The sequence below is a fragment of the Streptomyces sp. NPDC001868 genome, assembly GCF_040297125.1.
Classification (GTDB): domain Bacteria; phylum Actinomycetota; class Actinomycetes; order Streptomycetales; family Streptomycetaceae; genus Streptomyces.
The window spans coordinates 65,550-88,942 of sequence record NZ_JBEOYO010000023.1; the positions used below are offsets into that span (position 1 = coordinate 65,550).

Sequence of the window (23,393 nt, forward strand, 5' to 3'; positions counted from 1 at the left end):
CGCCATTGTCATGACGCCCGTGTCTGACGCCCGTGTCTGACGCCCGTGTCTGACGCCCGTGCCATGACGCCCGGAGGCGACCGTCCTACACGGCCCCCTTGTCGAACACCCGCCGCACCTGCTCCGCGATCAGCGGGTACACCTCGCGGGCCTTGTCCTCGTCCTGGGTGTCGTAACCGTGGTCGACTCCGACGATGTCGTGGTGGCCGACCAGTGATCCGGCCGTGCGGAGCCGGTCGGCGTACGCCACGCCCTCGGCCTTGAGGAGGTCGTACTCGGCGGTGACGACGAAGGCCGGGGCGATGCCCTTGAGGTCGGCGGTGTCCGAGGGGTGCGCGGGCGAGACAAGGCGGTCGGCGCGCTGCTTCGGGTCCGGGACGTACGCGCTGTCGAAGACGTCCGCCATCCACGGGCGCAGCATGGGCCTGGCGATGGCGGCCCGCTTGTCGCGGGCGCCGGTGGCCAGGTCGAGCGGGGGATAGTGCAGGACCTGGAGGGCGATCGAGGGCCCGCCCTGCTCCAGCGCCTGGCGGGCCACCGCGGCAGCGAGTCCGCCGCCCGCGCTCTGGCCGCCCACGGAGAGCCGGCCGCCGTCCCAGCCGTGCTCGCTCCCGTGCTCGGCGGCCCATGTGACGATCTCGTAGGCCTGCCGGGGCGGCGCGGGGAACGGGTGCTGCGGGGCGACCACGTAGTCCACGTTGAGCACGGCGACGCCCGCGACGGCCGCGATGCACCGGCACAGCGAGTCGTCCAGCTCGATCTGCGGCATGACATAGCCGCCGCCGTGGAAGTTGACGTGGACCGGCGGCGGAAGGGCGCCCTCTGTGTCGGCGGGCAGATACAGCACGGCGCGGGCCGGGCCGAACGAGGTGGGGACGGTCAACTCGCGGGTGGCGCAGGTGTATTCGGGGAGACGGGCGAGCCAGAAGGCGGTGGAACCGCGCCCGGTGGCCCGGCGGTTCGCCAGGGCCTGGAGGCGCTGCATCGCCTTGGCGGCGAAGACGGCCACCGCCGGACGGGCGAGAAAGGACATGGGGGCTCCATTCGGTCCGAGGGCGCTGCCCGAGCGATGAACTTACTTGAGTCAGGCAACAAGATGGTAAAGTAGATCCCATGTCCCCATCACCGCTACCCTCCGACCCCTCCTCCCCAGAGGTGATCGAGATCGAGCGAGCCCTCACTCGCATCACCTACCTCAGCACCCGGGCCCGGGCGCACGAGCGCCTGATGAGCCTCGCGGGAGTGCCGCTGGACCGGGCCGCCGTGGCTCTGCTGCGCCAGATCGCCGACTCCGAGCCGCTGCGGCCGGGAGAGCTGGCCAACCGCCTGGGCGTCGAGGCCTCCCATGTCACCCGCCAGGTCCAGCAGCTCCAGAAGACCGGTTACGTCACCCGCGTACCCGACCCGGACGACCGCCGCGCCCAGCGCATCGAGCTGACGGCGCTCGGCCGGCAGGCCATAGACCGCATCCGCGAAGCGGGTGTCCGCGGTATGCAGATGGCGCTCGCCGAGTGGTCGCCCGAGGAGCTCCAGCAGCTCGCGGGGCTCTTCCATCGGATGGTCGACGACTTCCTCGCCCACGCCAACGACCTCGAACCGGCGGATCAGATCCGGACCGGCTGAAACCGCGGCGGGGTGCGTTGTCGGGTGCGGGCGGGTGGGGGCTGGTCGCGCAGTTCCCCGCGCCCCTGAGAACTTCAGGCCCCTGCGGGCCTGAAAAGCAGCGGGCGCAGCCCCTGCTTTTCAGGGGCTGCGGGGAACTGCGCGAGAAGCCCCACGCACCCGCACCCGGCACACGACCGTCAGTACCCGAGCTGCCTCCGCACATACGGCGTCATCAACGTCCTCGCCTTCGCGAGCGTCGACGTCCGAGCCCCCAACACGGCGGTCTCACCCCCGGGCACCGGCAACAGCGTGATCCCGTCGGCCGACCCGAGCGGCACGATCAGCGGGGTCCGCCGGACGGGCCGGTACAGCCGCGGCTCCTTGCGGTGCTTGCCCGGACTCGCCAGATACGCACGGATGTTGTGGGCGGCGAGATCCGCCTGGGCGATCGCCATCGGAGTGATCTTCAGGTCGGTGACATCGTTCACGTCACCGACCGCGAACACATCCCGCTGTCCCCCGACCCGCAGCATCCGGTCGACCTTGACATGCCCGGACGCGCTGAGCCAGCCCCCGTGCCCGGCCAGCCGCAGCCACAGCGTGTTCGGCGTGGTGCCGGTCGACCAGAAGGAGAGATCGGCCTCGATGACGTTGCCCCGGCCGTCCCGGTAGGTGCCGAAATCCGTCCCGGGGGAGATGAACGAGTCGAGCCGCACCTCCACGTCGTGCGCCTCCAGCCAGGCCAGGGCCCGCCGCCCGGCCCAGGTGCTGCCGGTGGAGTTGAGCAGCACCGGCCCGGCGTGCGCGAGCGTGACCCGCGCGTCCGGCCGGGCCAGCCGGATCTCGGCGGCCAGCTCCACACCGCCCGGCCCGCCGCCGACGACCAGGACGTGCTCGGCGGCGGCCACGCTCTCCTGGTGCGCGGTGAACGTCTTGCCCGCCTCCTCGGTGGTGGTGCCCAGGAAACGGGCCGGCTCCGGATAGTCCGCGCCGGTCGCGATCACCACCACGTCGTACGGCAGCCGCTCACCCGTGGCGAGCTTCACCCGCCGCTCAGCGGTGTCGATGTCGATCACCTTGCCCGCCACGACCCGGCCGTTGCGCAGCAGCCGGTCGTACGGGATGAAGGGCGTCGTCGTCCAGGCCTCGTGCACACCCGCGCGCAGTGCGGCGATGCGGTGGAAGAAGACCTCCTTGCGGTCCACGAGGGTGACCCGCGCGACCTCGTCCAATCGTTTGGCGAGGCGGATGCCCCCGTATCCGCCGCCGATCACGATCACTTCGCCGTCAAGCACACCGATTCTCCTGTGCTGGGTGGGGGGAGAGATGCCGAGCCTAACGCTTGAAACTTAAAGCTACTGGCGGGCTTTGTGCTTGTTGTGTGAAGCGACGACGGACGACACGAGTCATCAGCTGCCTAGGCTGGGGCCGTGACCGACAACGACCGGCCCCTCGCCGTCTTCGACCTGGACAACACCCTCGCGGACACCGCTCACCGGCAGCGGTTCCTGGAGCGCAAGCCGCGCGACTGGGACGCGTTCTTCGCCGCCGCCCCGCAGGATCCGCCGCTGGCCGAGGGCGTCGCGCTGGCGCGGGAGAGCGCGCAGCGGTGCGAGGTCGTGTATCTCACCGGGCGCCCGGAACGCTGCCGCCGCGACACCGTCGCCTGGCTCGCCGCACAGGAGCTGCCCGAGGGGCGGATCTGGATGCGGCGGAACAACGACCGCAGGCCGGCCCGCAGCACCAAACTGGAGATCCTCCGCGACCTCGCGCGCACCCGGGAGATCCACGTCCTCGTGGACGACGACGAACTGGTCTGCGCGGACGCGGAACGCGCGGGCTTCACGGTCGTACGGGCGCGGTGGGCCGCCGAGTCCGCCGCGCTGAAGGCGGCGCAGGAGCGGGAAGGGCGGACCTGAGGGCCCGCCCCGCCGGAACCGCTCCGTCAGTCGGTGTCGTCGTCCAGCCGGAAGCCGACCTTGAGGCCGACCTGGTAGTGCGCGATCTCCCCGTTCTCGATGTGCCCCCGGACCTGTGTCACCTCGAACCAGTCCAGGTTGCGCAGGGTCTGGGCGGCTCGGGCGACGCCGTTGCGGATGGCGTGGTCGACACTCTCGCCCGAACTGCCGACGATCTCGGTGACCCGGTACACATGGTCGGTCATACGGGTTCTCCTTGTCGCGTGCTCCACCGTGGCCGATACGCCACACGTCATTCCACGGTGCCTCAGGCTCCGCCGGTTCGCGAGATGTCCGGGGTGCGGGTGCGGGTGCGTTGTCGGGTGCGGGCCCGGTGGGGGCTGGTCGCGCAGTTCCCCGCGCCCCTAAAAGATTCAGGCCCCTGCGGGCCCAAAGAGCGACGGGGCTGCGGGCCTGAAAAGCAGCGGGCGCAGCCCCTGCTTTTCAGGGGCGCGGGGAACTGCGCGAGAACCCCCACCGAACCCGCACCCGAAACCCGCCCCCAGGGGGTCGAAGGGGCGCAGCCCCTTGAGGATGGGACGGGTAGGGGCGGCGGGGGCGAAAGGAACCCCGCTATGCCACACCGCTCAGCGACACCGCGAACCGCCCCTCCTCATCCGTCCACCAATGCGTCAACTCCATCCCGGCGGCAGCCAACTCCCCCCGCACCCCCTCCTTCCGAAACTTCGCCGACACCTCGGTCCGCATCTCCTCCCCGACCCCGAAATCGACCGCGAGATCAAGCGCGGGAATCTTCACCGTCTGCCCCACCCGACACCGCAACCGCATCTCGATCCACTCACACTCGGCATTCCAGAGCGCGACATGATCGAAGTCGTCGGGATCGAAATCCGCCCCCAGCTCCCGGTCCACGACATTCAGCACGTTCTTGTTGAACTCGGCGGTCACCCCGGCCGCGTCGTCGTACGCGGCGACCAGCACCGCCTCGTCCTTGACCAGATCCGTCCCCAACAGCAGCGCGTCCCCGGGCGAGAGCAGCGCCCGCACGGCCGCCAGGAACGCGGCACGCTCCACGGGCACGAGATTGCCGATCGTGCCCCCCAGGAACGCCACCAGCCGAGGTCCGGGCGTCTCGGGCAGTTCGAGCCCGGCGGTGAAGTCGGCGATCAGGGCGTGCACGTTCAGCCCCGGCCGCTCGGCGACCAGCGCCTCGCCGGCCTGCCGCAGCGCGCTCTCACTCACGTCGACCGGCACATACGTGTGCAGATCCGGCATCGCGTCCAGCAGATGCCGGGTCTTGTCGGAGGAACCGGACCCCAGCTCGACCAGGGTGCGCGCCCCGCTCGCCGAGGCGATCTCCCCCGCCCTGCCGACGAGGATCTCCCGCTCGGCACGGGTCGGGTAGTACTCGGGCAACTCGGTGATCCGCTCGAACAGTTCGCTGCCGTGCGCGTCGTAGAACCACTTCGGCGGCAACGTCTTCGGCGTACGGGTCAGACCGTCCAGGACATCGGCGCGCAGGGCGGCCTCGGTGGCGTCCTCGGGCAGGGTGCGGGTGAGAAGGAACGGACTCACGCAGGGGGCTCCTTCGGTAGAACGGGTGATACGAGGGATACCGGCGGTACGAGGGACGAGTCGTCGTGACCCGGATCCGAGCCCGGGCGAACGGGATCCTCCGGCTCCTTCAGCGGGGTCAGCAGCACATCCGTACGGCTCGCCGCGAGCAGCGTGCGGTCCGGGACCTCCACCCAGTGCGGATCGTCGTCGTACGGCTCGGACGCCACGACCGTGCTGCGGCCGGGCGCGGCGAGGTACCACAGGGTGTCGCCCCAGGCCGTCGCGGCGATGGTGTCGCCGTTGGTGAGCAGCAGGTTGAGCCGGGAGCCGGGGGCCGCCCGGGCGACCTCCAGGACCGTGTCGGCCAGCGCCTGCCCCTCCTCGTCGCCCGCGCGCAACCGGTTCAGGACCAGCGCCCACACGAGCGCGGAGTCGTTGCGGGCCTCCATCGACAGCAGCTCCACGGCGGGCAGACCGTCGGCGAGATGGGCCAGCGACCGGGGCCACCCGGCGACCGCCCCGTTGTGACTGAACAGCCACACCCCGGCGGCGAACGGCGCCGCCGCGGCCTCGTCGTCCGCGCCCGCCACCGTCGCGTCCCGTACGGCGGCCAGCAGTGCCCCGGTGCGGACCACCCGGGCGAGGTCCGCGAAGGACTGGTCGCCCCAGATCGGCCCGGCCCGCCGGTAGCGCCCCGGCACCGGGTCGCCCTCGGCGTACCAACCGACCCCGAAACCATCGGCGTTGACCGTCCCGTACCGCTGCCGACGGGGCGCCCACGACTGCCGGAACAGCGCGTGCGGCGGGTCCACCAGAACCCAACCCAGCGCCAGATCCGGCCCGAGATAAGCGATGTGACGACACATCAGACGACCTCCGGTGAGGCGTCCCGGGCCGTGCGGAACCCGCTGAAGATCTGCCGCCGGATCGGATAGTCCCAGTTGCGGAACGTCCCCCGGCACGCCACCGGGTCCACGGCGAACGCGCCACCGCGCAACACCTTGTACTCGGGGCCGAAGAACACCTCCGAGTACTCCTTGTACGGGAACGCCGTGAACCCCGGGTAGGGCAGGAAGTCGCTCGACGTCCACTCCCACACATCACCGATCAACTGCCGTACCCCGAGCGGCGATTCACCCGCCGGGTAGCTGCCGGCCGGGGCCGGGCGCAGATGCCGCTGTCCGAGGTTGGCGTGCTCGGGCGTCGGGTCGGCGTCGCCCCACGGGTAGCGGGTCGAGCGGCCGGTGACCGGGTCGTGCCGGGCGGCCTTCTCCCACTCGGCCTCCGTGGGCAGCCGGCGCCCCGCCCAGCGGGCGTACGCGTCCGCCTCGTACCAGCACACGTGCAGCACCGGCTCGTCGGCCGGGACGACCTCGGTGACACCGAAGCGCCGCCGCAGCCACTGCCGGCCGTCGCGCCGCCAGAACAGCGGCGCGTGGATGCCGTGCGCACGGATGTGGTCCCATCCCTCGGCCGTCCACCAGCGCTCGTCGTCGTAGCCGCCGTCCGCGATGAACGCCTGGTACGCGCCGTTCGTCACCGGCGTGGTGTCGATGTGGAACGCCGGGACGGTCCTGCGGTGCGCGGGCCGCTCGTTGTCCAGCGCCCAGGGCTCGGTGGACGTGCCCATCGTGAACTCCCCGCCGGGCACGAGGACTTCGGAGGGGCCCGTGAAGAGAGGGGCGGGCTCCGGGTCCGGCGCCGACAGCACGGCGGGGCCCTTGCGGAGCTGATGGGTGATCAGCATCGTCTCGTCGTGCTGCTGTTCGTGCTGGGCGATCATGCCGAAGGCGAAGCCCGCGTCGGTGAGCCGGGTGCCGTGGAAGTCGGCGCTCTCCAGCACGTCCAGCGCCCGGCCGCGCACCTCACGCAGATACTGCCGGGCCTCCTCGGGCGCCAGCAGCGGCAGCGAGGGCCGCGCGGCACGCGGATGCTCGAAGGCGTCGTACAGCCCGTCGATCTCGGGCCGCATCGCCTCCCGCCCGGCGACATTGCGCAGCAGCCACAGCTCCTCCTGGTTGCCTATGTGGGCGAGGTCCCACACCAGCGGGGACATCAGCGGCGAGTGCTGCGCGGTGAGATCGGGCTCGTCGACGGCGGTCGTCAGGAGCGCGGTGCGGGCCCGGGCCTCGGTCAGCGCCGCCAGCGCGCGCTCCCGGAGTATGTCGGGGTCGGCGCCGGCCGTCGGGGCCGGCGTCTCGGCTGCGGTCATGCGGGGATGTCCTTCCCGTGGAACAGGTCGAGCAGATCGTCGGCGGGGCAGCGCCCCCGGGCCACATAGCGGTCGATGTACCGCGCGACCGCGTCCCGCACCTCGGAACTCGCCCCGATTCTGGGCAGTGCCTCGGCCGCCGCGGCGAAGCAGACGGCCGCCGCCTCCCGCAGTTCGGGATCGGCCAGACCGTCACGGATGGCCGCGTCCCACAGCGGATTGCGCGGCGCGGGCCGCGAACCGGCCCGCTCGGCAAGCGGCTTCACGGTCCGATAGGCCGTCTCGGCGGCCTCCGGGTCCTCGAACAGCGCCGTCGTCACGGCGAGCGGCACGATCCACCCGTCCTCACCGGGCTGGGCGTCGATCATGCGCAGTTCCATGTGACCGCGCGGGCGCACCGGCGGGAACAGTGTCGTCAGGTGGTAGTCGAGGTCGGCCCGGGTCGGCGGGGTGTCGGATCTCGTCCACTCCCGGAACGTCATGGCACCGGGTATGCCCCAGGGCCCCTCGTCGGCCCGTACGCACATCACGGGCGCGTCCAGCACCAAGCGCGCCCACGCCCCGCGCGGGTCGCCGTCGAGCGCCGGCGCGTTCGTCCGGGCCGGGTCCATCGCCGCCCACAGCGCCTGGCGGGTCGAACGCCAGCCGGTGACCCGGCCACGCGCCAACGGGGAATGCGCGAACGCCGCCACCAGCACCGCGCCGAGCTGGTGCGCCAGCCACCAGCGCCGCTGATGGCCGAGGGGTCCCGGCTCCTCGTACCCGGCGTCGAGACACACCTGCACCGAGGCGGACGAGCACATCATGGAGCGCCCCTCGGGTCCGAAGCGGTCGAGATAGATCTCCATCGCGTCGTACCGGGGCTCGTGGAGGTAGCGGGTCGGGGGGTTCCAGGGTTCGTGGCCGAAGCCACTGATGCCGAGACCCGCCTCGCGCAGCGTCGCGCGTACGGCGGTCAGATCGGCCGAGACGGACCCGACGCACTCCATCAGGGAGGCGGCCGGTGCCGAGCTGAGCTCCAGCTGGCCGCCGGGTTCGACGGTCAGCGGTGAGTTCAGGGTCAGGGTCCGCAGTGCGGCGTAGGCCGCTTCCAGTTGTGCGGGTGACGCGGGGAGCCGCGGATCACGCAGCTCGTGGACGTGCCATTCCAGCTCGACACCGAGGGTGCGGGGTGGACCGGTCTTGAAGCAGATGCCCCGGACCAGGGCCTCCACCTCCGCCTCGGTGACCGCGGAGCGTTGCTCCGTACAGCCACTCAGCGAATCTGACATGTCGGGATCCTCCTGAGATGCCAATCTCGTCGGCCAAGCCGCCGATCCGTTCCCGATGAGGTCGGACCGGCGGTGCTCGTCCCACCCAAAACCCTCGCGCCGCTTTCGCACAAGGGGGCACATCGTGGCAATGCGGATCGACGATCTCCGTTTCCGGGACTTCAGGCACCTCTTCCCGTACCCGTACCGGCCCGTTCACACCGGGAAACTCCGTTGCGGCCTTTCACCAGCATCGCCCAGGATGCGCCCATGAGCACGACGGGGGAGAACGCGCGGGCAGTGCGCGAGGCGCACTCGGGGGTGTCGCCATGAGCGCGCGCCTCCGCGGAATCGCACGCGAGACCGAACAGATCGTCGCGGCCGGGCACTATCGCGCGCCCTCGGGCCACGAGGTCTCCGTCGTGGCCGAGGTGGCGTCCGCCCGGGCCGGCACCCGCCTGTACGGCCCGGACCCCGTGGAGACACCCCAGGCCGATCCGGTGCGATCGACCATCGAGGTGACCGGCGAGAGCAGCCTGGCAGCCGCCCACCGTCTGACGACCACCGACGCCACCCCCGTGGCCGTCCTCAACTTCTCCTCCGCCCGCAACCCCGGCGGCGGCTACCTGAACGGCGCCCAGGCCCAGGAGGAGGCCCTCTGCCGGGCCTCAGCGCTCTACACGTGCGTCCGGGAGGCCCCCGCCTTCTACGACCACCACCGCACCCACCGCGACCCGTTCTACACGGACCGTGTCATCCACTCACCGGCCGTCCCCGTCTTCCGGGACGACCGAGGCACCCTCCTCGACACCCCGTACACAGCGGGTTTCCTCACCTCGGCGGCCCCGAACGCCTCGGTCGTCCTGCGTACGACACCGGAACGCGCCCCCGACCTCCCCCGAGCCCTGGCCACCCGCGCCGAACGCGTCCTGGAAACGGCGACGGCGAACGGCTACCGCCGCCTGGTCCTGGGCGCCTGGGGCTGCGGGGTGTTCGGCAACGACCCGACCCAGGTGGCGACGGCGTTCCGGACCCTGCTCATGGACGGCGGACGCTTCGAGGGCACCTTCGACCACGTGGTGTTCGGCATCCTGGACCGCACAAAGGGCACGACGATCCGGAGCGCCTTCGAACGAGAGTTCGCGGCAAGCGTGCCCCGTTAGGGGCGCGGGGAACTGCGCGACAAGCCCCCACCGACCCGCACTCGGCACACGGCCTACCGCCACCCGTACCGTTCCCGCAACCGCCGCACAACGGAGTTGAACCGCATCCGGTCCAACGCACAGGCCTCCCGCCGCATCCCCGCCTCGTGCAGCCGCAACACCCGGTCCACATCCACCCAGGAGTCCCGCCCCGACCGGTCCCACGGCCCGCTCCCGATCGGCACCCACTCCCGGTCCCCGTCATGCCGCTTGCTGGACAACTGCACGGCGAGGAACGTCCCCCCGGCCTCCCGGGCCACCACCAGCACGGGCCGGTCCTTCCCCCGCCCGTCGTTCTCCTCGAACGGCACCCAGGTCCAGACGATCTCACCGGGATCGGGATCCCCGTCATGCGCGGGCGAGTACTCGGTCCGCACCCGCCCGACATCACGGGGATCGGCTTCGACGGTGGCGGTGGGCCCGTAGCGCCCGGGCACTTCTTGCTCGGCAAAGGATGTCACCGCCACACGCTAACCCGCGCCCCGTCAGGGGCGCGGGTCTGTGCCGATATGCGGCTCCGCCGCGCGGGCGCGACAAGCCACGACCAACCCGCAGCCGCCCACCCACAGCCGAAGCCACGGCGCTACGACTCCCTGTCCACCTGCACCTTCTCCACGGCCACTTTCTCCACAGGCACCCCATTGACCCCGGCGGAGCCCCCCGCAGGGGTGGGCGCCCCATTCATCGACGACAGCAACTGCCGAGCCAGTCCCAACCCGGTCCCACCCATCGTGAGCGCCTTGGCCAACATGTCCGCCATTCCGTCGGCCCCGTTCAACACCACCATGTTGTCGACGTTCCCGAACGCGGACGCCCCGGCCTCCACGATCTCCGGCCACCGCTCGGCCAACTGCTGCGCGATGACCGCTTCCTGGTTCTCCGCCAACGCGGCGCTCCGCGCCTTGATGCCCTCGGCCTCCGCGAGCCCCTTCGCCCGCGTGGCCTCGGCCTCGGCGAGCCCCCTGGCCTGCTGGGCGGCGGCCTCGGCCTCACCGGAGATCTGCGTCGCGGTCGCCTCGGCGGCGGCCGCCAGCTCCGTCTCCTTGGCCTTGGCCTGCGCGGCGGAGATACGGGCGTCGCGCTCGGCCTCGGCGAGAGTCCGTTTCTCATAGGCCTTGGCGTCGGCCGGCTTGCGGACGTCCGCCTGGAGCTGCTGCTCGCGCCGGGCCGCCGCGAGTTCCGCGACCCGGGTCTCCTGGACGACGACCTCCTGCAGTGCGGCCGCCTCGGCGAGCGGGCCGGCCTGCTTGGACTCGGCGGCGGCCTTGTCCCGTTCGGCCTGGTAGCCGGCCTGGAGGATCTCGCTGTCACGGGTGGCCTCCGCCATCCGCGCCGCGGCCATCTGCTCGGCCTCGGTGGCGAGTCGGTTGGCCTCGGCCTGCGCGATCCGGGCGTCGCGCTGGACGGCCGCCGCGTGCGGCATGGCCAGGTTCTTGATGTAGCCGGTCGGGTCCTCGATCTCGTGGATCTGCAGCGAGTCGACGATCAGACCCAGCTTCTCCATCTCCGTACCGCACGCCGCCCGGGTCTGGCCGGTCAGCTTGTCGCGGTCGCGGATCATGTCCTCGACCGTCAACCCGCCCACGATGGATCGGAGATGACCGGCGAACACGTTGTGCACCCGCTCCGACACGCGCTTCTGCTGGTCGAGGAAACGACGGGCCGCGTTGGCGATGGACACGAAGTCGTCGCCCACCTTGAAGATGACGACACCACGGATCTTCAGCGGAATGCCCTGATGGGTCACGCAGTCCACGGACAGCTCGGTCTGGTTCAGATCGAGCGAGAGCTTGCGCACCGCCTGCACACCGGGCAGCACGAGGGTGCCGCGCCCGGTGACGATACGGAAGTTCATGCCCTCCTCCAGGCCCTCCATCCTCGTCTTGGAGCCGGAGATGATGAGCGCCTCGTTGGGTTCGGCGACCCGCCACATCAGTTTGAACAGACCGATCAGTACCAGGGCGGCTCCTAGGGCCGCCCCCGCGATCATGCCGATGAACATCGGCACACCCCCTCTGCCAGGTGCCCTTTCGGCACCGAACGTCGGGAGTGTCCCGCGTGGTTCAGCGGTGGAACAGGGCCTCGGGGACCGTTGTTGCAGTCCTGATGCGAACCGGTTCCCGAAGACCGACAGTCGGGGAGCGGAGGACCCGACGAACCGTCAACTGTCGTACGCCGCCGACACGTACACCGTGCGCGGCGGCAGATACTCCATCACCATCACGAGCGTCCCCGGAGCGATCCGGTCCTTCGCGGAGGCGGGGTACGCGAGGAAGTGCTCGGCGCCGCCCCGCACCCGGAGGATCACTTCGCCGACGAGCCCGGGACCGACCGCACCGGTCACCCGTCCCATCAGCCCGATCATCGACGGTTCGTCCATGGTCACAGCGTACGGGTCACATCGCGGGCGCCGAACCCACTCCCGGAGCGGGCGACGAACCCACTTCCGTCGTGGGCGCCGAACCCGCTCATCCCGCGGGCGAGTCCGCGGCCTCCCGCCGCGGCGGCCACAGCTCGTGCCAGCGCTGGTCCGCCTCCAACTGCGCGGCCAGCGACAGCAGCAGGGGCTCACTGTTCGCCGGACCGAGCAACTGCGCGCCCACCGGCAGCTCTTCGTCCACGAACCCCGCCGGTACGTTCACCCCGGGCCAGCCCAGCACGTTCCACGGCCAGGCGTACGGGCAGGCCGCGATCATCGCGCGGTCGGTGCCGAGTCCGCCGAGGTTCAGCATGGAGCCGACGCGCGGCGGGGGAGCGGCGGTCGTCGGCGCCAGCAGCACGTCGTACGTCGTGAACAGCGCGCCGATCCGCCGGTGCAGGGTGACCTCGGCGCGGCGGGCCAGCCGCAGGGGCGCCCCGGCGAGCAGTCGGCCGAGGCGGGCGGCGTCGAGGGTGCGCCGGTCGAGGAGCCCCGGTTCGGTGATGGCACCGACGCGTTCGGCGATACCGGCGGTGGCGCGCGGGATGAAGGTCAGCCCGATCTGCCCGTACCGGGGCTCCGCCTCCTCCACCACATGCCCGAGCGCGGCGAGCCGCTCCGCGACGGCCCTTACCCGCTTCTCCACGCGGGGGTCGAGGCGGGCGGGCAGCGCGGTGAACGGCGGCTTCAGGGACAGCGCGATCCTGAGCCGCCCCGGGTCCCTTCCGACGGCCTCGGAGGCGTTGACGGCGAGGGGCCGGTGCAGATCGCCCTCGTGGTTGCCGCTCGCCGCGTCCAGCAGGAGAGCGGCGTCGGCGACCGTGCGGGCGAGGGTGCCGTTGACGGTGATGCCCTGGAAGGACTCCGCGTGCGGCCAGGTCGAGATGCGGCCCCGCTGCGGCTTGATGCCGATGAGATGCGTCCAGGAGGCCGGGATACGGACCGAACCGGCGCCGTCCGAGCCCAGCGCGGCCGGCACCAGCCCAGCGGCGACGGCCGCCGCGGAACCACCGGAGGAGCCGCCCGGGGTGTGGTCGGGGTGCCAGGGATTGCGGGTCGCCCCGAACGCCGGCCCCTCCGTGAACGGCCACTGCCCCAGCTCGCACGTGTTCGTCTTGCCGACGACGATCGCCCCGGCCGCGCGCAGCCGCCGTACGGCCTCGCCGTCCTCCGGCAGCGACGGGAACTCGCCCCGGCAGCCGAACGCGGTCGGTTCGCCCGCCACGTCCATGTCGTCCTTCACTGCCACCGGCACGCCGAGCAGGGGCCGCCGTCCGCCCTCCGCCAACTCCTTGTCCGCCGCCTCGGCCTCCACGAGTGCCGCCTCGGCCCGCACCCGCCGGAACGCGTTCACCGTCCCCTGACTCGCCTCGATCCGGGCGAGCGTCGCCTCCACCAGCGCCCGCGACGTCACCTCCCCGGCAGCCAGCGCACGAGCGCACTCCACGAGACCCGGCGCACGGTCGACACCCATTACGGAACACCTCCGGAAGCAGCCTTTCTACCGAACGGTAACGTCCACGCGGGCGCGGTGGTACAGCGACGACGACTTGCCTGACGAGGGCGGCGATTCGTGGTGGCGTAAGGGTGAGGGGCGGGGGTGCCGACCGGCGCGCGCACCCACAGCGAACACATAGTTCACGCCATAGGTTTCGGGCGTCACCACCCCTGGGCGCCCCCACGGACGGCCGGTCGCCTGCCGGGGGAGGGGCGCCCCGCGAACGCCGCCGGGAGCCGGCCGCACGTCCTTGGCCAGGCACGCGACCGCCCACCGGACGCCGACTCCGACCAGCGGATCGGCACCCGTCACCCGTGCGACCCCGGTGCGCCCGCCGCGCCGCGCGACCCGCTCGGGGCACGGCGCGAGACGGTTCAGCCGCACACCGACCGGGCACGGAAAGCCCGTCACCCGCACGTACGATGCCCCCGTCTCCGGACCTCTGTGGAGATGGCGTGAAATGGCTGTCGGGTTGAACAGATTTCGAACACATTCGCCAAACTGCCCAGCCACAAAGATCGGTGGCCCGAACCCGAGCTCCCGCGTGGCCGGTCCTCCCCCGGCCGGAACGACCTTCACCGCTTCTGCAAGGATGCCGTCCTCATGGTGCAGATACCGAAAGAGCCCGCCCCGCCCTCGCCCCTGCAGCGATCCGTGCCCACGAGCGCCGATGTGGCACGCCTCGCGGGTGTCTCCCGCGCGACGGTCAGCTACGTCCTCAACAACACCAGCGCCGTCCGAATCAGCGAGCCCACCCGCCGCCGGGTCCACGAGGCCGCCAAGGAACTCGGCTACGTGCCGCACGCGGCGGCCCGCAGTCTGCGCGCCGGCCACAGCCGTCTGGTGCTGATGCCCACCCCGAACGTGCCCATCGGCCCGCTCTACAGCCAGTTCATCAACGAGATCCAATGGGCCCTCAGCCGGCTCGACTACACCGTCGTGCAGCACGGCGGCATCGGTCTGCGCGGCGACGACGCCGCCCGCGCCTGGGCGGAACTGCGCCCCGTCGCGGTGATCGTGCCCGGCGTGGGGATCGGCCCGCAGGGTGTGGCCGTCCTCAAGCGCTCCGGCGCCAAGGCCGTCGTCACCCTCACCCCCGAACCCGTCGAGGGCGCCCACGCGTTGATCCTCGACCACGCGGGCGTCGGCCACAGCGCCGGCCGGCACCTGGTCGAGCGCGGTCGTCGCCGTATCGGTGTCGTCGTGCCCGAGGAGCCCGGCTTCGGCGTCTTCTCCCTGCCCCGGCTCGCCGGCGTACGACGCGCGGTGCAGGGCACCGACGCGACGGTCACCGAACTGCCGCTCGCCTACGACGAGGCGGCCGCCGCCCGGCTCGCCCGCGACTGGCGTTCACTCGGCCTGGACGCGGTGTTCGCGTACAACGACGAATACGCGATGCTGGTGATGCGGGCCCTGCAGGACGAGGGCATCGGCGTCCCCGAGGAGACGGCCGTGGTCGGCGCGGACGACCTGATGCTCGGCCGGCTGCTGCGGCCACGCCTCAGCACCGTCCACCTGGAGCTGCCGTCCGGACGTGAGCTCGCGGAACTGGTCGACCGCGTGGTGCGCGACCCCGCGTCGGTCCCCATGACCCACGACGTACTGGGTGCGACGATCGTGCACCGCGAATCGAGCTAGCCGGACCCTCCTACGGGGACCGGCGCACAACTCCTCGACCCCTGCCGGGAGTTGTGCCTCGACCGGGACCACCGCCGACCTGGTGGACCGGTCGGCTCACCGGCCGTTGTGCTCATGGGCCGTTGTCGTGCTCACGGGCCGTTCCGCTCACTGGCCGTTCTGCTCGACCTGCGCCTGCTGCTCGGCGACCGCCTTGCGGACCTCGTCCATGTCCAGCTTGCGGGCCTGCCCGATCACATCGGTCAGCGCGGCCTCCGGCAGCGCGCCCGGCTGCGCGAACACGGCGACCTGGTCACGGACGATCATCAGCGTCGGGATCGACTGGATACCGAAGGCCTGGGCCAGCTCCGGCTGCGCCTCGGTGTCCACCTTGCCGAACACCAGGTCGGGGTTGTCGTCGGCCGCCTTCTCGTAGACCGGGGCGAACTGCCGGCACGGCCCGCACCAGGACGCCCAGAAGTCGATCAGCACGAACTCGTTGTCGGTGACCGTCTGGTCGAAGTTCTCCTTGGTGAGCTCCACGGTGCTGCTCATGGCGTGCATCCCTCTTCCTGGTATCGGTGCTCGGGCGAGCCGCTTTCGACAACGTCGGCCCGAGGCGGCGTATTCCGCGCGCGTACCCGTGTGGCCACCGCGCACACCACCAACCAGACTGGCCCCATGACGGATACGGAAAACACCGGAACCACCGACAGCACGGACGAAGCGACGACGACCGAGTACGACGTCGTGGTGCTCGGGGCCGGACCCGTGGGGGAGAACGTCGCCGACCGCACCCGCGCGGCCGGCCTGTCCACCGCGGTCGTGGAGAGCGAACTGGTCGGCGGCGAGTGCTCGTACTGGGCGTGCATGCCCAGCAAGGCCCTGCTGCGCCCCGCGATCGCCCGCGCCGACGCCCGCCGCGTACCCGGCCTGCGGCACCTGGTCGACGGCCCGCTCGACGCCGCCGAGGTCCTCGCCCACCGCGACTACGAGACCTCCCACTGGAAGGACGACGGCCAGATCGGCTGGCTGGACAGCATCGGGGCGGTGTTCCACCGGGGCCACGGCCGCCTCGCCGGGCCCCGCCGCGTGGTCGTGGCCGCCCCCGACGGCGGGCGCCACGTCCTCACCGCCCGGCACGCGGTGGTGGTCTCCACCGGCAGCCGCGCCCTCCTGCCCGACCTGCCGGGACTCGCCCAGGTCAAGCCCTGGACCAGCCGTGAGGCCACCAGCGCGCAGGCGGTCCCCGGCCGCCTGATCGTCGTCGGCGGCGGTGTCGTCGCCGTGGAGATGGCCACCGCCTGGCGCTCCCTCGGCTCCGAGGTCACCCTCCTCGTCCGCGGCAAGGGCCTGCTGCCCCGGATGGAGCCCTTCGCCGGTGAACTGATCGCCGAGGCGCTCGTCGAGGCGGGCGCGGACGTCCGCACCGGCACGTCCGTGACGGCGGTGTCCCGGGAGAACGGGACCGTGGTGGCGCTCACCGACACCGGCGACCGTCTGGAGGCCGACGAGATCCTCTTCGCCACCGGACGCGCCCCGCGCACCGACGACATAGGCCTCGACACCGTCGGCCTGGAGCCGGGCTCGTGGCTGCCCGTGGACGACAGCCTCCGGGTGACCGGCAGCGAGTGGCTGTACGGGGTCGGGGACGTCAACCACCGGGCGCTGCTCACCCACCAGGGCAAGTACCAGGCCCGGATCGCCGGGGCCGCCATCGCCGCCCGCGCGGCCGGGGTCCCGCTGCTGGAGAGCGACCCGTGGGGTGCTCACGCGGCCACCGCCGACCACGCCGCCGTCCCCCAGGTCGTCTTCACCGACCCCGAGGCCGCCGCCGTCGGCCTCTCCCTCGCCGAGGCCGAACAGGCGGGCCACCGCGTCCGCGCGGTCGACGTCGAGTTCTCCTCCGTCGCGGGGGCGGGCCTGTACGCCGACGGTTACCGGGGCCGCGCCCGCATGATCGTCGACCTCGACCACGAGATCCTGCGCGGCGTCACCTTCGTCGGCCCCGCCGTCGGCGAACTCATCCACTCCGCCACCGTCGCCGTCGCCGGAGAGGTCCCGATCGGCCGCCTCTGGCACGCGGTGCCCTCGTACCCGACGATCAGCGAGGTCTGGCTGCGGCTGCTGGAGGCGTACCGGGGCTGAACCGGTCGGCGCCGGCCGCACGGGCCGGGGCGTCAGTCGGGGAGCAGGAAGCCCAGCTCCCGTGCCGCCCTGGCCGGGGTCGGGTCGTTCCAGCGGTCGGCCATCGCCTGGTTCGAGGAGAGCGAACGCGACTCGGCGTGGTCGAGGTAGAGCGTGCCGTTCAGGTGGTCCGTCTCGTGCTGGACGATCCGGGCGGGCCACCCCGAGAACTCCTCGTCCACGGCCCGCCCCCGCTCGTCGAGCGCCCGGAGCCGCACCTTGGCGTGCCGGGCCACCACGGCCTGCCAGCCCGGCACGCTCAGACAGCCCTCGAAGAACGCGTCACGGAACGGCCCGACGGCCTCGTACGCCGGATTGACCAGGACCCGGAACGGCTGCGGCACCCGGCCCCGGGCGAGCCGTACCTCCTCCGGGACCGGCGCCGGATCCTCGATCACCGCGATCCGCAGGCCCACCCCGACCTGGGGCGCGGCGAGGCCGACGCCGGGTGCCGCGTGCATGGTGGCGCGCAGGGCGGCGACGAAGCGGGCCAGGAGGCCCGGGTCGAGCTGGCCGTCGAAGGGCTCGGCGGTGCGGCGCAGCACCGGATCGCCCGCGGCGACGATCGGCAGCGGCCCCTCGTGGGCGAGGAGTTCCTCGACCCGGTCGCTCAGGGGGCGGGACTCGGAGCGATCGGAGCGATCAAGGCGATCAGCGGGATCGGTGCGATCGGGGCGATCGGTGCGGTCACGTTCGGAAGCCATCGGGCCAGGATGCCAACCGCGCCCCGGCGACGCGAGGCGGCTCCAGCGGAGCCCCGATCCCACCGCCGACAGATGCGTGTGACCCAGCTCACACAAAGTGCCGGGAACTCGAAGCCCTCACGCCCCGACTACTGAACCGCCACGACGTCCCCGCATCCCGGAGCATCCGCCGATGACCATCGCCCCCTCGACCGAGACGGACGAGCCCCAGAAACCCGTCGCCAAGCCCGACGGCACCACGAAGGGCTGGGCCTCCCTCCGGCCCCTCGTCCTGCGGCTGCACTTCTACGCGGGCGTCCTCGTCGCCCCGTTCCTGTTGGTCGCCGCCCTGACCGGCGGGCTGTACGCCGCCTCGTTCTCGATCGAGAAGATCGTCTACGCGGACCGGACGACCGTCGCCGAGGTCGGCGACGAGAAGCTGCCGATCTCCGAACAGGTCGCCGCCGCCCGCAAGGAGCACCCCGAGGGCACCATCTCCGCCGTACGCCCCTCCCCGGAGGACGACGCCACGACCCGGGTGATGCTGACGGGCGTCGAGGGCATCGACGAGGGCAACACGCTCGCGGTGTTCGTCGACCCGTACACGGCCGAGGTGCGGGGCGCGCTGGAGCAGTACGGCTCCACGGGCGCGCTGCCGGTGCGGACCTGGATCGACAAGTTCCACGCCAACCTCCACCTCGGCGAGACCGGCCGCCTCTACAGCGAACTCGCCGCCAGCTGGCTGTGGGTCATCTCGGGCGGCGGACTCGTGCTCTGGTTCGCCCGCCGCCGCGCCCAGCGCAAGGTACGCGGCACCACCGGGCGCCGCCGCACGCTCGGCCTGCACGGCACGGTCGGCGTCTGGGCCGCCGCCGGGTTCTTCTTCCTCTCGGCGACGGGCCTGACCTGGTCGACGTACGCGGGCGCCAACATCGAGGTGCTGCGCACCGAACTCCACCAGGCGACCCCGGCCATCTCGGCCGCGGCGGGCGACCACGGCGGCCACGACGCCGCGGCGACGGACGGCGGGGCCGCCCCGGAGGGCGACCTCGACAAGATCCTCGCCGCCGCCCGCACCGAGGGCCTCGGTGACCCGGTGGAGATCGTGCCGCCCGCCGACGCGGCCTCCACATACGTCGTACGGCAGGTCCAGCGCAGCTGGCCCACCAAGCAGGACGCGGTGGCCGTGGACCCGGCGACCGCCGAGGTCACCGACACGCTCCGCTTCGCCGACTACCCGGTCCTCGCCAAGCTGTCCCGCTGGGGCATCGACGGCCACACCGGCGTCCTGTTCGGCCTGGCCAACCAGCTCCTGCTGATCGCCCTCGCGGCCTCCCTGGTCGTGCTGATCCTCTGGGGCTACCGCATGTGGTGGCAGCGCGGTCGCGCCTCGTCGTTCGGCCGCCCGATCCCGCGCGGCGCCTGGCAGCAGGTACCGCCCCAGATCCTGGTCCCCGCCCTCGCGGTCATCGCCGTCCTCGGCTACTTCGTGCCCCTCCTCGGCATCCCGCTCGCGGTGTTCATCGCGGTGGACGTCGTCCTGGGCGAGATCGCGTACCGGCGCGGCAAGCGGTCGTACGGGGGCCGGGCGGAGGCGAAGTAGGGCGCGCAGCAGCAGCCGGGCGGCAACGGCCCGGGCCTCCAGGGGAGGCGAAGCGGCGAGAGGGGGCGCGTCCGACCGGACGCGCCCCCTCAGCGCGTAGTACTCCGTACTTCCTCTACTCCCTCTGCTCCCTCTGCTCCCTTTACTCCTTGTGCTCCTCGACCGTCAGAGCCGCTCGAAGTCGCCCGCGAGCGCGGAGGCGATCCGCAGATGGGACTCCGCCTCCTCGTGCCGGGCCTGCCGTTCGAGCGTGCGGCCCAGCATCAGCCGGGCGTAGTGCTCCACCGGGTCCCGCTCGACGAGGACGCGCAACTCGGCCTCGGCGCGGCGCAGTTGGGCCGAGTGGTAGTAGGAGCGGGCCAGCAGCAGCCGGGGTCCGGTCTGCTCCGGGACCTCCTCGACCAGCGGGCCGAGGACGCGCGCGGCGGCGGCGTAGTCCTTGGCCTCGAAGAACATCCGGGCACGCTCCCAGCGCTCGGCGGGTGTTCCGTGGTCGTAGTACGTCGTGTCCACTGGTGACCTCCTTCGAGGCCCACAACCCGCACGGGCGGTTGGCTATTCCACTACTTCAGGGCGGCGAGCTCCGCGTTGGCGCGCTCGGTGACGAGGGTCAGTACGCGACCGGCCGCCGCCAGGTCCTCGGCGGGGATGCCGGCGTAGATCCGGGCGGAGACGGGCGCGACCTCGGCGGCGGACCCGGTGAACGCCTCCCGTCCGGCGTCCGTGATCCTGACCCGGGACGGCCGCGCCGGGTCCGTCTCCACCAGCTTCGCGGAGACCAACTCCTCGACGACGGCCCGTATGTCGGCCTGCTCGACCTTGAGGAAGCCGACGACCTGATCCACGAGCCCGTCCCGGTTGACGGGTTCGTCGGCGACCGCGACGACCCGGAGGGCCACCGACTGCTGGAACGTCAGTCCGTAGCCGGTCAGCACGCGCTCCAGGACCGCGCGGCTCGCGTAGTGGGCGAGGGCGACGACGCGGCCGTTGACGGTGGGTGCGGTGGTGGTCATGACTGCTCCTTCTCGTGCTCGTGGTCGTGCTCGTGCTCGTGTTTGTGGTCGGGGTTGTGCTCGTGGTCGGGGGGCGGGACGAGCGGTACGTCGAGCAGGGCGGTCAGTTCGCGTGCGAACTCCCCGGTCCGGGCGCCGTCGAGGCCGCCGAGCGGCTCCAGCAGCTGGTGCATCAGCCCCTGGACGACCTCGATCGCGCGCCGGGTGACATCGCGGCCCTGCTCGGTGAGCGCCAGCCGCACCGCACGGGGGTCGCGGGGGTCACGCGTGCGTTCGAGGAGACCGGCGGCCTCCAGGGCGCGGGCCAGCTTGGAGACGTACAGGGCCTCCAGGCCGGTGTGGTCCGCGAGCTGCCGCTGACTCGGCCGCCGGCCGGCCCGGTGCATGCCGTACAGCGATGCCACCAGCGCGTACTGCGCGTGCGTCAGCCCCAGCGGGGCGAGGGCGCGGTCGACCGCGACCCGCCACTTCATGGACAGCCGCCAGACGAGGAAACCGGGGGTCGCGCCTTCGAGAGCCGAACTCATAGGGATAACGTACATGGCTACTATAGCCATGGCTACTAATTTTCACCGCCCTCGCGACCGGCTCCGCGCCCGCTTCTGAGCCAAGTGCCCCGAGGTGGGCGGGGGGATGGCTGACGGCGGGAGCCGGACGGGTCTAGGTTGTGGACATGAGCAATCTTGATCGCGAGGCGGTGCCCGCGGTGTGCGGCGGCCGGGGGTTCGTGGTGGCCGAGCCGGTGCGTGAACTTCTCAGCCCCCGCCGGGTGAAGCTCGGCGAGTCCACCGAGGTGCGGCGGCTGCTGCCCAACCTGGGCCGCCGCATGGTGGGCGCCTGGGCCTTCGTCGATCACTACGGCCCCGACGACATCGCCGACGAGCCCGGTATGCAGGTGCCGCCGCATCCGCACATGGGTCTGCAGACGGTCAGTTGGCTGCACGAGGGCGAGGTGCTGCACCGCGACTCCACGGGCAGCCTCCAGACGATCCGCCCGCGCGAGCTGGGTCTGATGACCTCCGGACGGGCCATCAGCCACTCGGAGGAGAGCCCGAGGCCGCACGCCCGCTTTCTGCACGGCGCCCAGCTCTGGGTGGCCCTGCCCGACAGCCACCGGCACACCGACCCGCGCTTCGAGCACCACGCCGAACTGCCCGTCGTCACCGCCGCCGGCCTGAGCGCCACCCTCATCCTCGGCTCCCTGGACGGCGCGACGTCGCCCGGCACGACCTTCACCCCGATCGTCGGCGCCGACCTCACCCTGACGTCCGGCGCCGACGTGCGCCTCCCCCTCGAACCCGACTTCGAGTACGCCGTCCTCGCCATGTCCGGCGAGGCCCACGTCGACGGCGTCCCCGTCCTGCCCGGCTCCATGCTCTACCTCGGCTGCGGCCGCACCGAACTCCCCCTCCGGGCCGACTCGAACGCCTCCGTCATGCTCCTCGGCGGCGAGCCCTTCGAGGAAGAGTTGATCATGTTCTGGAACTTCATCGGCCGCACCCAGACCGAGATCGAACAGGCCCGCCAGGACTGGATGACCGGCGACCGCTTCGGTGAGGTGAAGGGATACGACGGCGCACCGCTGCCCGCCCCCGCGTTGCCGGCGGTACCGCTGAAGCCGCGCGGAAGGGTGCGCTGACCAGCAGGACCCATGCTGACCTTTGCTGACAACGGTGCGGGGGACGCCCCCAGACGATCGGTGAGCGGGTGCGCGAGTACATCCGCCTGATCGCCCGGACGTCCCTCGTCCGACTGGAACACCGCCGCCATCGCCGCCCATGTCCGCCGGCGCGACGTACGCGCCGAGCCGAAGGCCAAGTTCGCCCCGACTCATCCATCCGCACGTGGACTCAGTACCCGGCCACGGCTGCACGAGGGGTCGGCCAGGGCTCTGCCCCCAGCGGATACGGCGGCATCCTGGCCGCAGCCGCCGATCCGGTCTGCGCCGTCACCCCGAGACGGGCATGACCAGCGTCTTCACGAAGTCGACGGCGCCTTCCCGCTGATAGAAGCGCAGGGCGCCATCGTTGCCCGCGACGACGGAGATCTTCATGACCTGGACACCCGACTCGGCGAGACGCTCGCGCACGGCCCTGACAAGGGCCTGCCCGACTCCGGTACCGCGAGTCTCGTCATCGACCACAAGGGTTTCCAGCACGCCGACCTGGTCCCCCCACTGCCATGAACCCGGGGCGTCCAGGACACGCACGACCGCATAGCCGAGCAGGTGATTCCCGTCCCGAGCGACCAGTACCGCGGTGAGCGGCTCCTGCAGCCATTCGAGGTACTGTCCCCGCCGCAGACGCCACGAGTCCTCGGGCGAGCGAACCGCACCGAGACCCGCCAGGTGTGCCGCCTCCCGACTGTGGTGGACCAGGAGCTGCCCCCACAGGCGCTCCAGGCAGTCCACCTCGGAAGACGCCAGGACGTCGATCACGGGATCCATGCCAGGAAGCGTAGCCAGCGAAAGCTCCTCGCCTCCAACCGATTACCTGGTCAGCCATCCACGCGGAGCCACTGGCCGATGGCCGCGACCTTCACCAGCACCTCGTCCGGGCCGGGGACCGGGCGTGGGATGTCGGCGATCTCGGGGGTGGCGCCGTAGTCGGTGGTGATCGGAGCACGCAT

25 protein-coding genes are annotated in these 23,393 nt (G+C 71.9%); 7 read left to right on the forward strand and 18 right to left on the reverse strand.

Annotated elements, in window-relative coordinates; translation table 11 throughout:
* Positions 1-85: 85 nt before the first annotated feature.
* On the reverse strand, positions 86-1,033 hold the full coding sequence (locus ABT147_RS25610; protein WP_351410086.1) for an alpha/beta hydrolase fold domain-containing protein: 948 nt from the start codon (positions 1,031-1,033) through the stop codon (positions 86-88).
* Between the two features lie 80 nt (positions 1,034-1,113).
* On the opposite strand from ABT147_RS25610, the gene ABT147_RS25615 reads away from it, so the two are divergent.
* Complete coding sequence (locus ABT147_RS25615; protein WP_351410088.1) at positions 1,114-1,623, forward strand: MarR family winged helix-turn-helix transcriptional regulator; 510 nt, start codon at positions 1,114-1,116, stop codon at positions 1,621-1,623.
* Positions 1,624-1,802: 179 nt separating this feature from the next.
* Here the strand turns inward: ABT147_RS25615 and ABT147_RS25620 are convergent, their stop codons facing one another.
* Positions 1,803-2,900: an NAD(P)/FAD-dependent oxidoreductase gene (locus tag ABT147_RS25620; RefSeq protein WP_351410090.1), complete on the reverse strand. Its 1,098-nt coding sequence runs from the start codon at positions 2,898-2,900 to the stop codon at positions 1,803-1,805.
* A gap of 135 nt (positions 2,901-3,035) precedes the next feature.
* Here ABT147_RS25620 and ABT147_RS25625 point away from each other — a divergent pair, with 135 nt between their 5' ends.
* On the forward strand, positions 3,036-3,524 hold the full coding sequence (locus tag ABT147_RS25625) for a phosphatase domain-containing protein (RefSeq protein WP_351410092.1): 489 nt from the start codon (positions 3,036-3,038) through the stop codon (positions 3,522-3,524).
* Between the two features lie 26 nt (positions 3,525-3,550).
* On the opposite strand, the gene ABT147_RS25630 is transcribed toward ABT147_RS25625, so the two are convergent.
* The 5 genes from ABT147_RS25630 to egtA all read right to left on the reverse strand — a co-directional run bounded on the left by ABT147_RS25630 (position 3,551) and on the right by egtA (position 8,564).
* On the reverse strand, positions 3,551-3,769 hold the full coding sequence (locus tag ABT147_RS25630; RefSeq protein ID WP_351410094.1) for a dodecin: 219 nt from the start codon (positions 3,767-3,769) through the stop codon (positions 3,551-3,553).
* Positions 3,770-4,136: 367 nt separating this feature from the next.
* The gene (gene egtD / locus ABT147_RS25635) at positions 4,137-5,099 is read right to left on the reverse strand and encodes an L-histidine N(alpha)-methyltransferase (RefSeq protein WP_351410097.1); all 963 of its coding nucleotides are present in this window, start codon (positions 5,097-5,099) and stop codon (positions 4,137-4,139) included.
* Positions 5,096-5,947, reverse strand: a complete 852-nt coding sequence (egtC, locus tag ABT147_RS25640) for an ergothioneine biosynthesis protein EgtC (RefSeq protein WP_351410098.1) — start codon at positions 5,945-5,947, stop codon at positions 5,096-5,098. Before egtC ends, egtD begins: the two co-directional genes overlap by 4 nt.
* Positions 5,947-7,293 carry an ergothioneine biosynthesis protein EgtB gene (gene egtB, locus ABT147_RS25645; protein WP_351410100.1) on the reverse strand — a complete coding sequence of 449 codons (1,347 nt, stop codon included), beginning with the start codon at positions 7,291-7,293 and terminating at the stop codon, positions 5,947-5,949. The genes egtC and egtB overlap by 1 nt, the downstream gene beginning before the upstream one ends.
* Entirely contained in the window at positions 7,290-8,564 is a 1,275-nt protein-coding gene (gene egtA, locus ABT147_RS25650) for an ergothioneine biosynthesis glutamate--cysteine ligase EgtA (RefSeq protein ID WP_351410102.1), read from the reverse strand. The genes egtB and egtA overlap by 4 nt, the downstream gene beginning before the upstream one ends.
* Positions 8,565-8,872: 308 nt before the next feature.
* Between egtA and ABT147_RS25655 the strand changes: the two genes are divergently transcribed.
* On the forward strand, positions 8,873-9,706 hold the full coding sequence (locus tag ABT147_RS25655; protein ID WP_351410104.1) for a TIGR02452 family protein: 834 nt from the start codon (positions 8,873-8,875) through the stop codon (positions 9,704-9,706).
* Between the two features lie 53 nt (positions 9,707-9,759).
* Here the strand turns inward: ABT147_RS25655 and ABT147_RS25660 are convergent, their stop codons facing one another.
* The 4 genes from ABT147_RS25660 to ABT147_RS25675 form a co-directional block, all read right to left on the reverse strand.
* Complete coding sequence (locus ABT147_RS25660) at positions 9,760-10,206, reverse strand: type II toxin-antitoxin system PemK/MazF family toxin (protein ID WP_351410107.1); 447 nt, start codon at positions 10,204-10,206, stop codon at positions 9,760-9,762.
* 122 nt (positions 10,207-10,328) lie between these two features.
* Positions 10,329-11,747, reverse strand: coding sequence for a flotillin family protein (locus tag ABT147_RS25665; protein WP_351410109.1), 1,419 nt, complete (start codon positions 11,745-11,747; stop codon positions 10,329-10,331).
* Between the two features lie 159 nt (positions 11,748-11,906).
* Positions 11,907-12,125, reverse strand: coding sequence for an NfeD C-terminal domain-containing protein (locus tag ABT147_RS25670; RefSeq protein ID WP_502983155.1), 219 nt, complete (start codon positions 12,123-12,125; stop codon positions 11,907-11,909).
* Between the two features lie 88 nt (positions 12,126-12,213).
* Positions 12,214-13,638 carry an amidase gene (locus ABT147_RS25675; protein ID WP_351410113.1) on the reverse strand — a complete coding sequence of 475 codons (1,425 nt, stop codon included), beginning with the start codon at positions 13,636-13,638 and terminating at the stop codon, positions 12,214-12,216.
* Positions 13,639-14,265: 627 nt separating this feature from the next.
* On the opposite strand from ABT147_RS25675, the gene ABT147_RS25680 reads away from it, so the two are divergent.
* On the forward strand, positions 14,266-15,300 hold the full coding sequence (locus tag ABT147_RS25680) for a LacI family DNA-binding transcriptional regulator (RefSeq protein WP_351410116.1): 1,035 nt from the start codon (positions 14,266-14,268) through the stop codon (positions 15,298-15,300).
* 147 nt (positions 15,301-15,447) lie between these two features.
* Here ABT147_RS25680 and trxA read toward each other — a convergent pair whose 3' ends face one another.
* Positions 15,448-15,834 (reverse strand): thioredoxin, encoded by a 387-nt coding sequence (gene trxA, locus ABT147_RS25685; protein ID WP_220644908.1) that lies wholly within the window; start codon positions 15,832-15,834, stop codon positions 15,448-15,450.
* Between the two features lie 126 nt (positions 15,835-15,960).
* On the opposite strand from trxA, the gene ABT147_RS25690 reads away from it, so the two are divergent.
* A complete protein-coding gene (locus tag ABT147_RS25690) occupies positions 15,961-17,427 on the forward strand; it encodes a dihydrolipoyl dehydrogenase family protein (RefSeq protein ID WP_351410118.1) in 1,467 nt (488 codons plus the stop codon).
* A gap of 32 nt (positions 17,428-17,459) precedes the next feature.
* Here the strand turns inward: ABT147_RS25690 and ABT147_RS25695 are convergent, their stop codons facing one another.
* Positions 17,460-18,170 carry a peptide deformylase gene (locus ABT147_RS25695; RefSeq protein WP_351410121.1) on the reverse strand — a complete coding sequence of 237 codons (711 nt, stop codon included), beginning with the start codon at positions 18,168-18,170 and terminating at the stop codon, positions 17,460-17,462.
* Positions 18,171-18,342: 172 nt separating this feature from the next.
* Between ABT147_RS25695 and ABT147_RS25700 the strand changes: the two genes are divergently transcribed.
* Positions 18,343-19,752, forward strand: a complete 1,410-nt coding sequence (locus ABT147_RS25700) for a PepSY-associated TM helix domain-containing protein (RefSeq protein WP_351410123.1) — start codon at positions 18,343-18,345, stop codon at positions 19,750-19,752.
* 165 nt (positions 19,753-19,917) lie between these two features.
* Here the strand turns inward: ABT147_RS25700 and ABT147_RS25705 are convergent, their stop codons facing one another.
* From ABT147_RS25705 to ABT147_RS25715, 3 genes are read right to left on the reverse strand one after another with little or no spacing between them, the layout of a single operon-like run.
* Entirely contained in the window at positions 19,918-20,265 is a 348-nt protein-coding gene (locus ABT147_RS25705) for a tetratricopeptide repeat protein (protein ID WP_351410126.1), read from the reverse strand.
* Positions 20,266-20,315: 50 nt separating this feature from the next.
* On the reverse strand, positions 20,316-20,765 hold the full coding sequence (locus tag ABT147_RS25710; RefSeq protein WP_351410128.1) for a MarR family winged helix-turn-helix transcriptional regulator: 450 nt from the start codon (positions 20,763-20,765) through the stop codon (positions 20,316-20,318).
* Positions 20,762-21,292 (reverse strand): MarR family winged helix-turn-helix transcriptional regulator, encoded by a 531-nt coding sequence (locus ABT147_RS25715; RefSeq protein WP_351410130.1) that lies wholly within the window; start codon positions 21,290-21,292, stop codon positions 20,762-20,764. Before ABT147_RS25715 ends, ABT147_RS25710 begins: the two co-directional genes overlap by 4 nt.
* Positions 21,293-21,438: 146 nt before the next feature.
* On the opposite strand from ABT147_RS25715, the gene ABT147_RS25720 reads away from it, so the two are divergent.
* Positions 21,439-22,404 carry a pirin family protein gene (locus ABT147_RS25720; RefSeq protein WP_351410133.1) on the forward strand — a complete coding sequence of 322 codons (966 nt, stop codon included), beginning with the start codon at positions 21,439-21,441 and terminating at the stop codon, positions 22,402-22,404.
* Between the two features lie 309 nt (positions 22,405-22,713).
* On the opposite strand, the gene ABT147_RS25725 is transcribed toward ABT147_RS25720, so the two are convergent.
* Entirely contained in the window at positions 22,714-23,211 is a 498-nt protein-coding gene (locus tag ABT147_RS25725) for a GNAT family N-acetyltransferase (protein ID WP_351410135.1), read from the reverse strand.
* A 50-nt stretch (positions 23,212-23,261) separates the two neighbouring features.
* A complete protein-coding gene (locus ABT147_RS25730; protein WP_351410137.1) occupies positions 23,262-23,393 on the reverse strand; it encodes a hypothetical protein in 132 nt (43 codons plus the stop codon).

Coding starts and splice junctions, on each gene's coding strand:
- ABT147_RS25695 (WP_351410121.1), bottom strand. CDS start 18,170: ATGGCTTCCGAACGTGACCGCACCGATCGCCCCGATCGCACCGATCCC.
- ABT147_RS25690 (WP_351410118.1), top strand. CDS start 15,961: ATGACGGATACGGAAAACACCGGAACCACCGACAGCACGGACGAAGCG.
- ABT147_RS25700 (WP_351410123.1), top strand. CDS start 18,343: ATGACCATCGCCCCCTCGACCGAGACGGACGAGCCCCAGAAACCCGTC.
- ABT147_RS25710 (WP_351410128.1), bottom strand. CDS start 20,765: ATGACCACCACCGCACCCACCGTCAACGGCCGCGTCGTCGCCCTCGCC.
- ABT147_RS25615 (WP_351410088.1), top strand. CDS start 1,114: ATGTCCCCATCACCGCTACCCTCCGACCCCTCCTCCCCAGAGGTGATC.
- ABT147_RS25720 (WP_351410133.1), top strand. CDS start 21,439: ATGAGCAATCTTGATCGCGAGGCGGTGCCCGCGGTGTGCGGCGGCCGG.
- ABT147_RS25730 (WP_351410137.1), bottom strand. CDS start 23,393: ATGCGTGCTCCGATCACCACCGACTACGGCGCCACCCCCGAGATCGCC.
- ABT147_RS25630 (WP_351410094.1), bottom strand. CDS start 3,769: ATGACCGACCATGTGTACCGGGTCACCGAGATCGTCGGCAGTTCGGGC.
- egtA (WP_351410102.1), bottom strand. CDS start 8,564: ATGTCAGATTCGCTGAGTGGCTGTACGGAGCAACGCTCCGCGGTCACC.
- trxA (WP_220644908.1), bottom strand. CDS start 15,834: ATGAGCAGCACCGTGGAGCTCACCAAGGAGAACTTCGACCAGACGGTC.
- ABT147_RS25725 (WP_351410135.1), bottom strand. CDS start 23,211: ATGGATCCCGTGATCGACGTCCTGGCGTCTTCCGAGGTGGACTGCCTG.
- ABT147_RS25655 (WP_351410104.1), top strand. CDS start 8,873: ATGAGCGCGCGCCTCCGCGGAATCGCACGCGAGACCGAACAGATCGTC.
- ABT147_RS25610 (WP_351410086.1), bottom strand. CDS start 1,033: ATGTCCTTTCTCGCCCGTCCGGCGGTGGCCGTCTTCGCCGCCAAGGCG.
- ABT147_RS25665 (WP_351410109.1), bottom strand. CDS start 11,747: ATGTTCATCGGCATGATCGCGGGGGCGGCCCTAGGAGCCGCCCTGGTA.
- ABT147_RS25680 (WP_351410116.1), top strand. CDS start 14,266: ATGGTGCAGATACCGAAAGAGCCCGCCCCGCCCTCGCCCCTGCAGCGA.
- egtB (WP_351410100.1), bottom strand. CDS start 7,293: ATGACCGCAGCCGAGACGCCGGCCCCGACGGCCGGCGCCGACCCCGAC.
- egtC (WP_351410098.1), bottom strand. CDS start 5,947: ATGTGTCGTCACATCGCTTATCTCGGGCCGGATCTGGCGCTGGGTTGG.
- ABT147_RS25670 (WP_502983155.1), bottom strand. CDS start 12,125: ATGGACGAACCGTCGATGATCGGGCTGATGGGACGGGTGACCGGTGCG.
- ABT147_RS25675 (WP_351410113.1), bottom strand. CDS start 13,638: ATGGGTGTCGACCGTGCGCCGGGTCTCGTGGAGTGCGCTCGTGCGCTG.
- ABT147_RS25715 (WP_351410130.1), bottom strand. CDS start 21,292: ATGAGTTCGGCTCTCGAAGGCGCGACCCCCGGTTTCCTCGTCTGGCGG.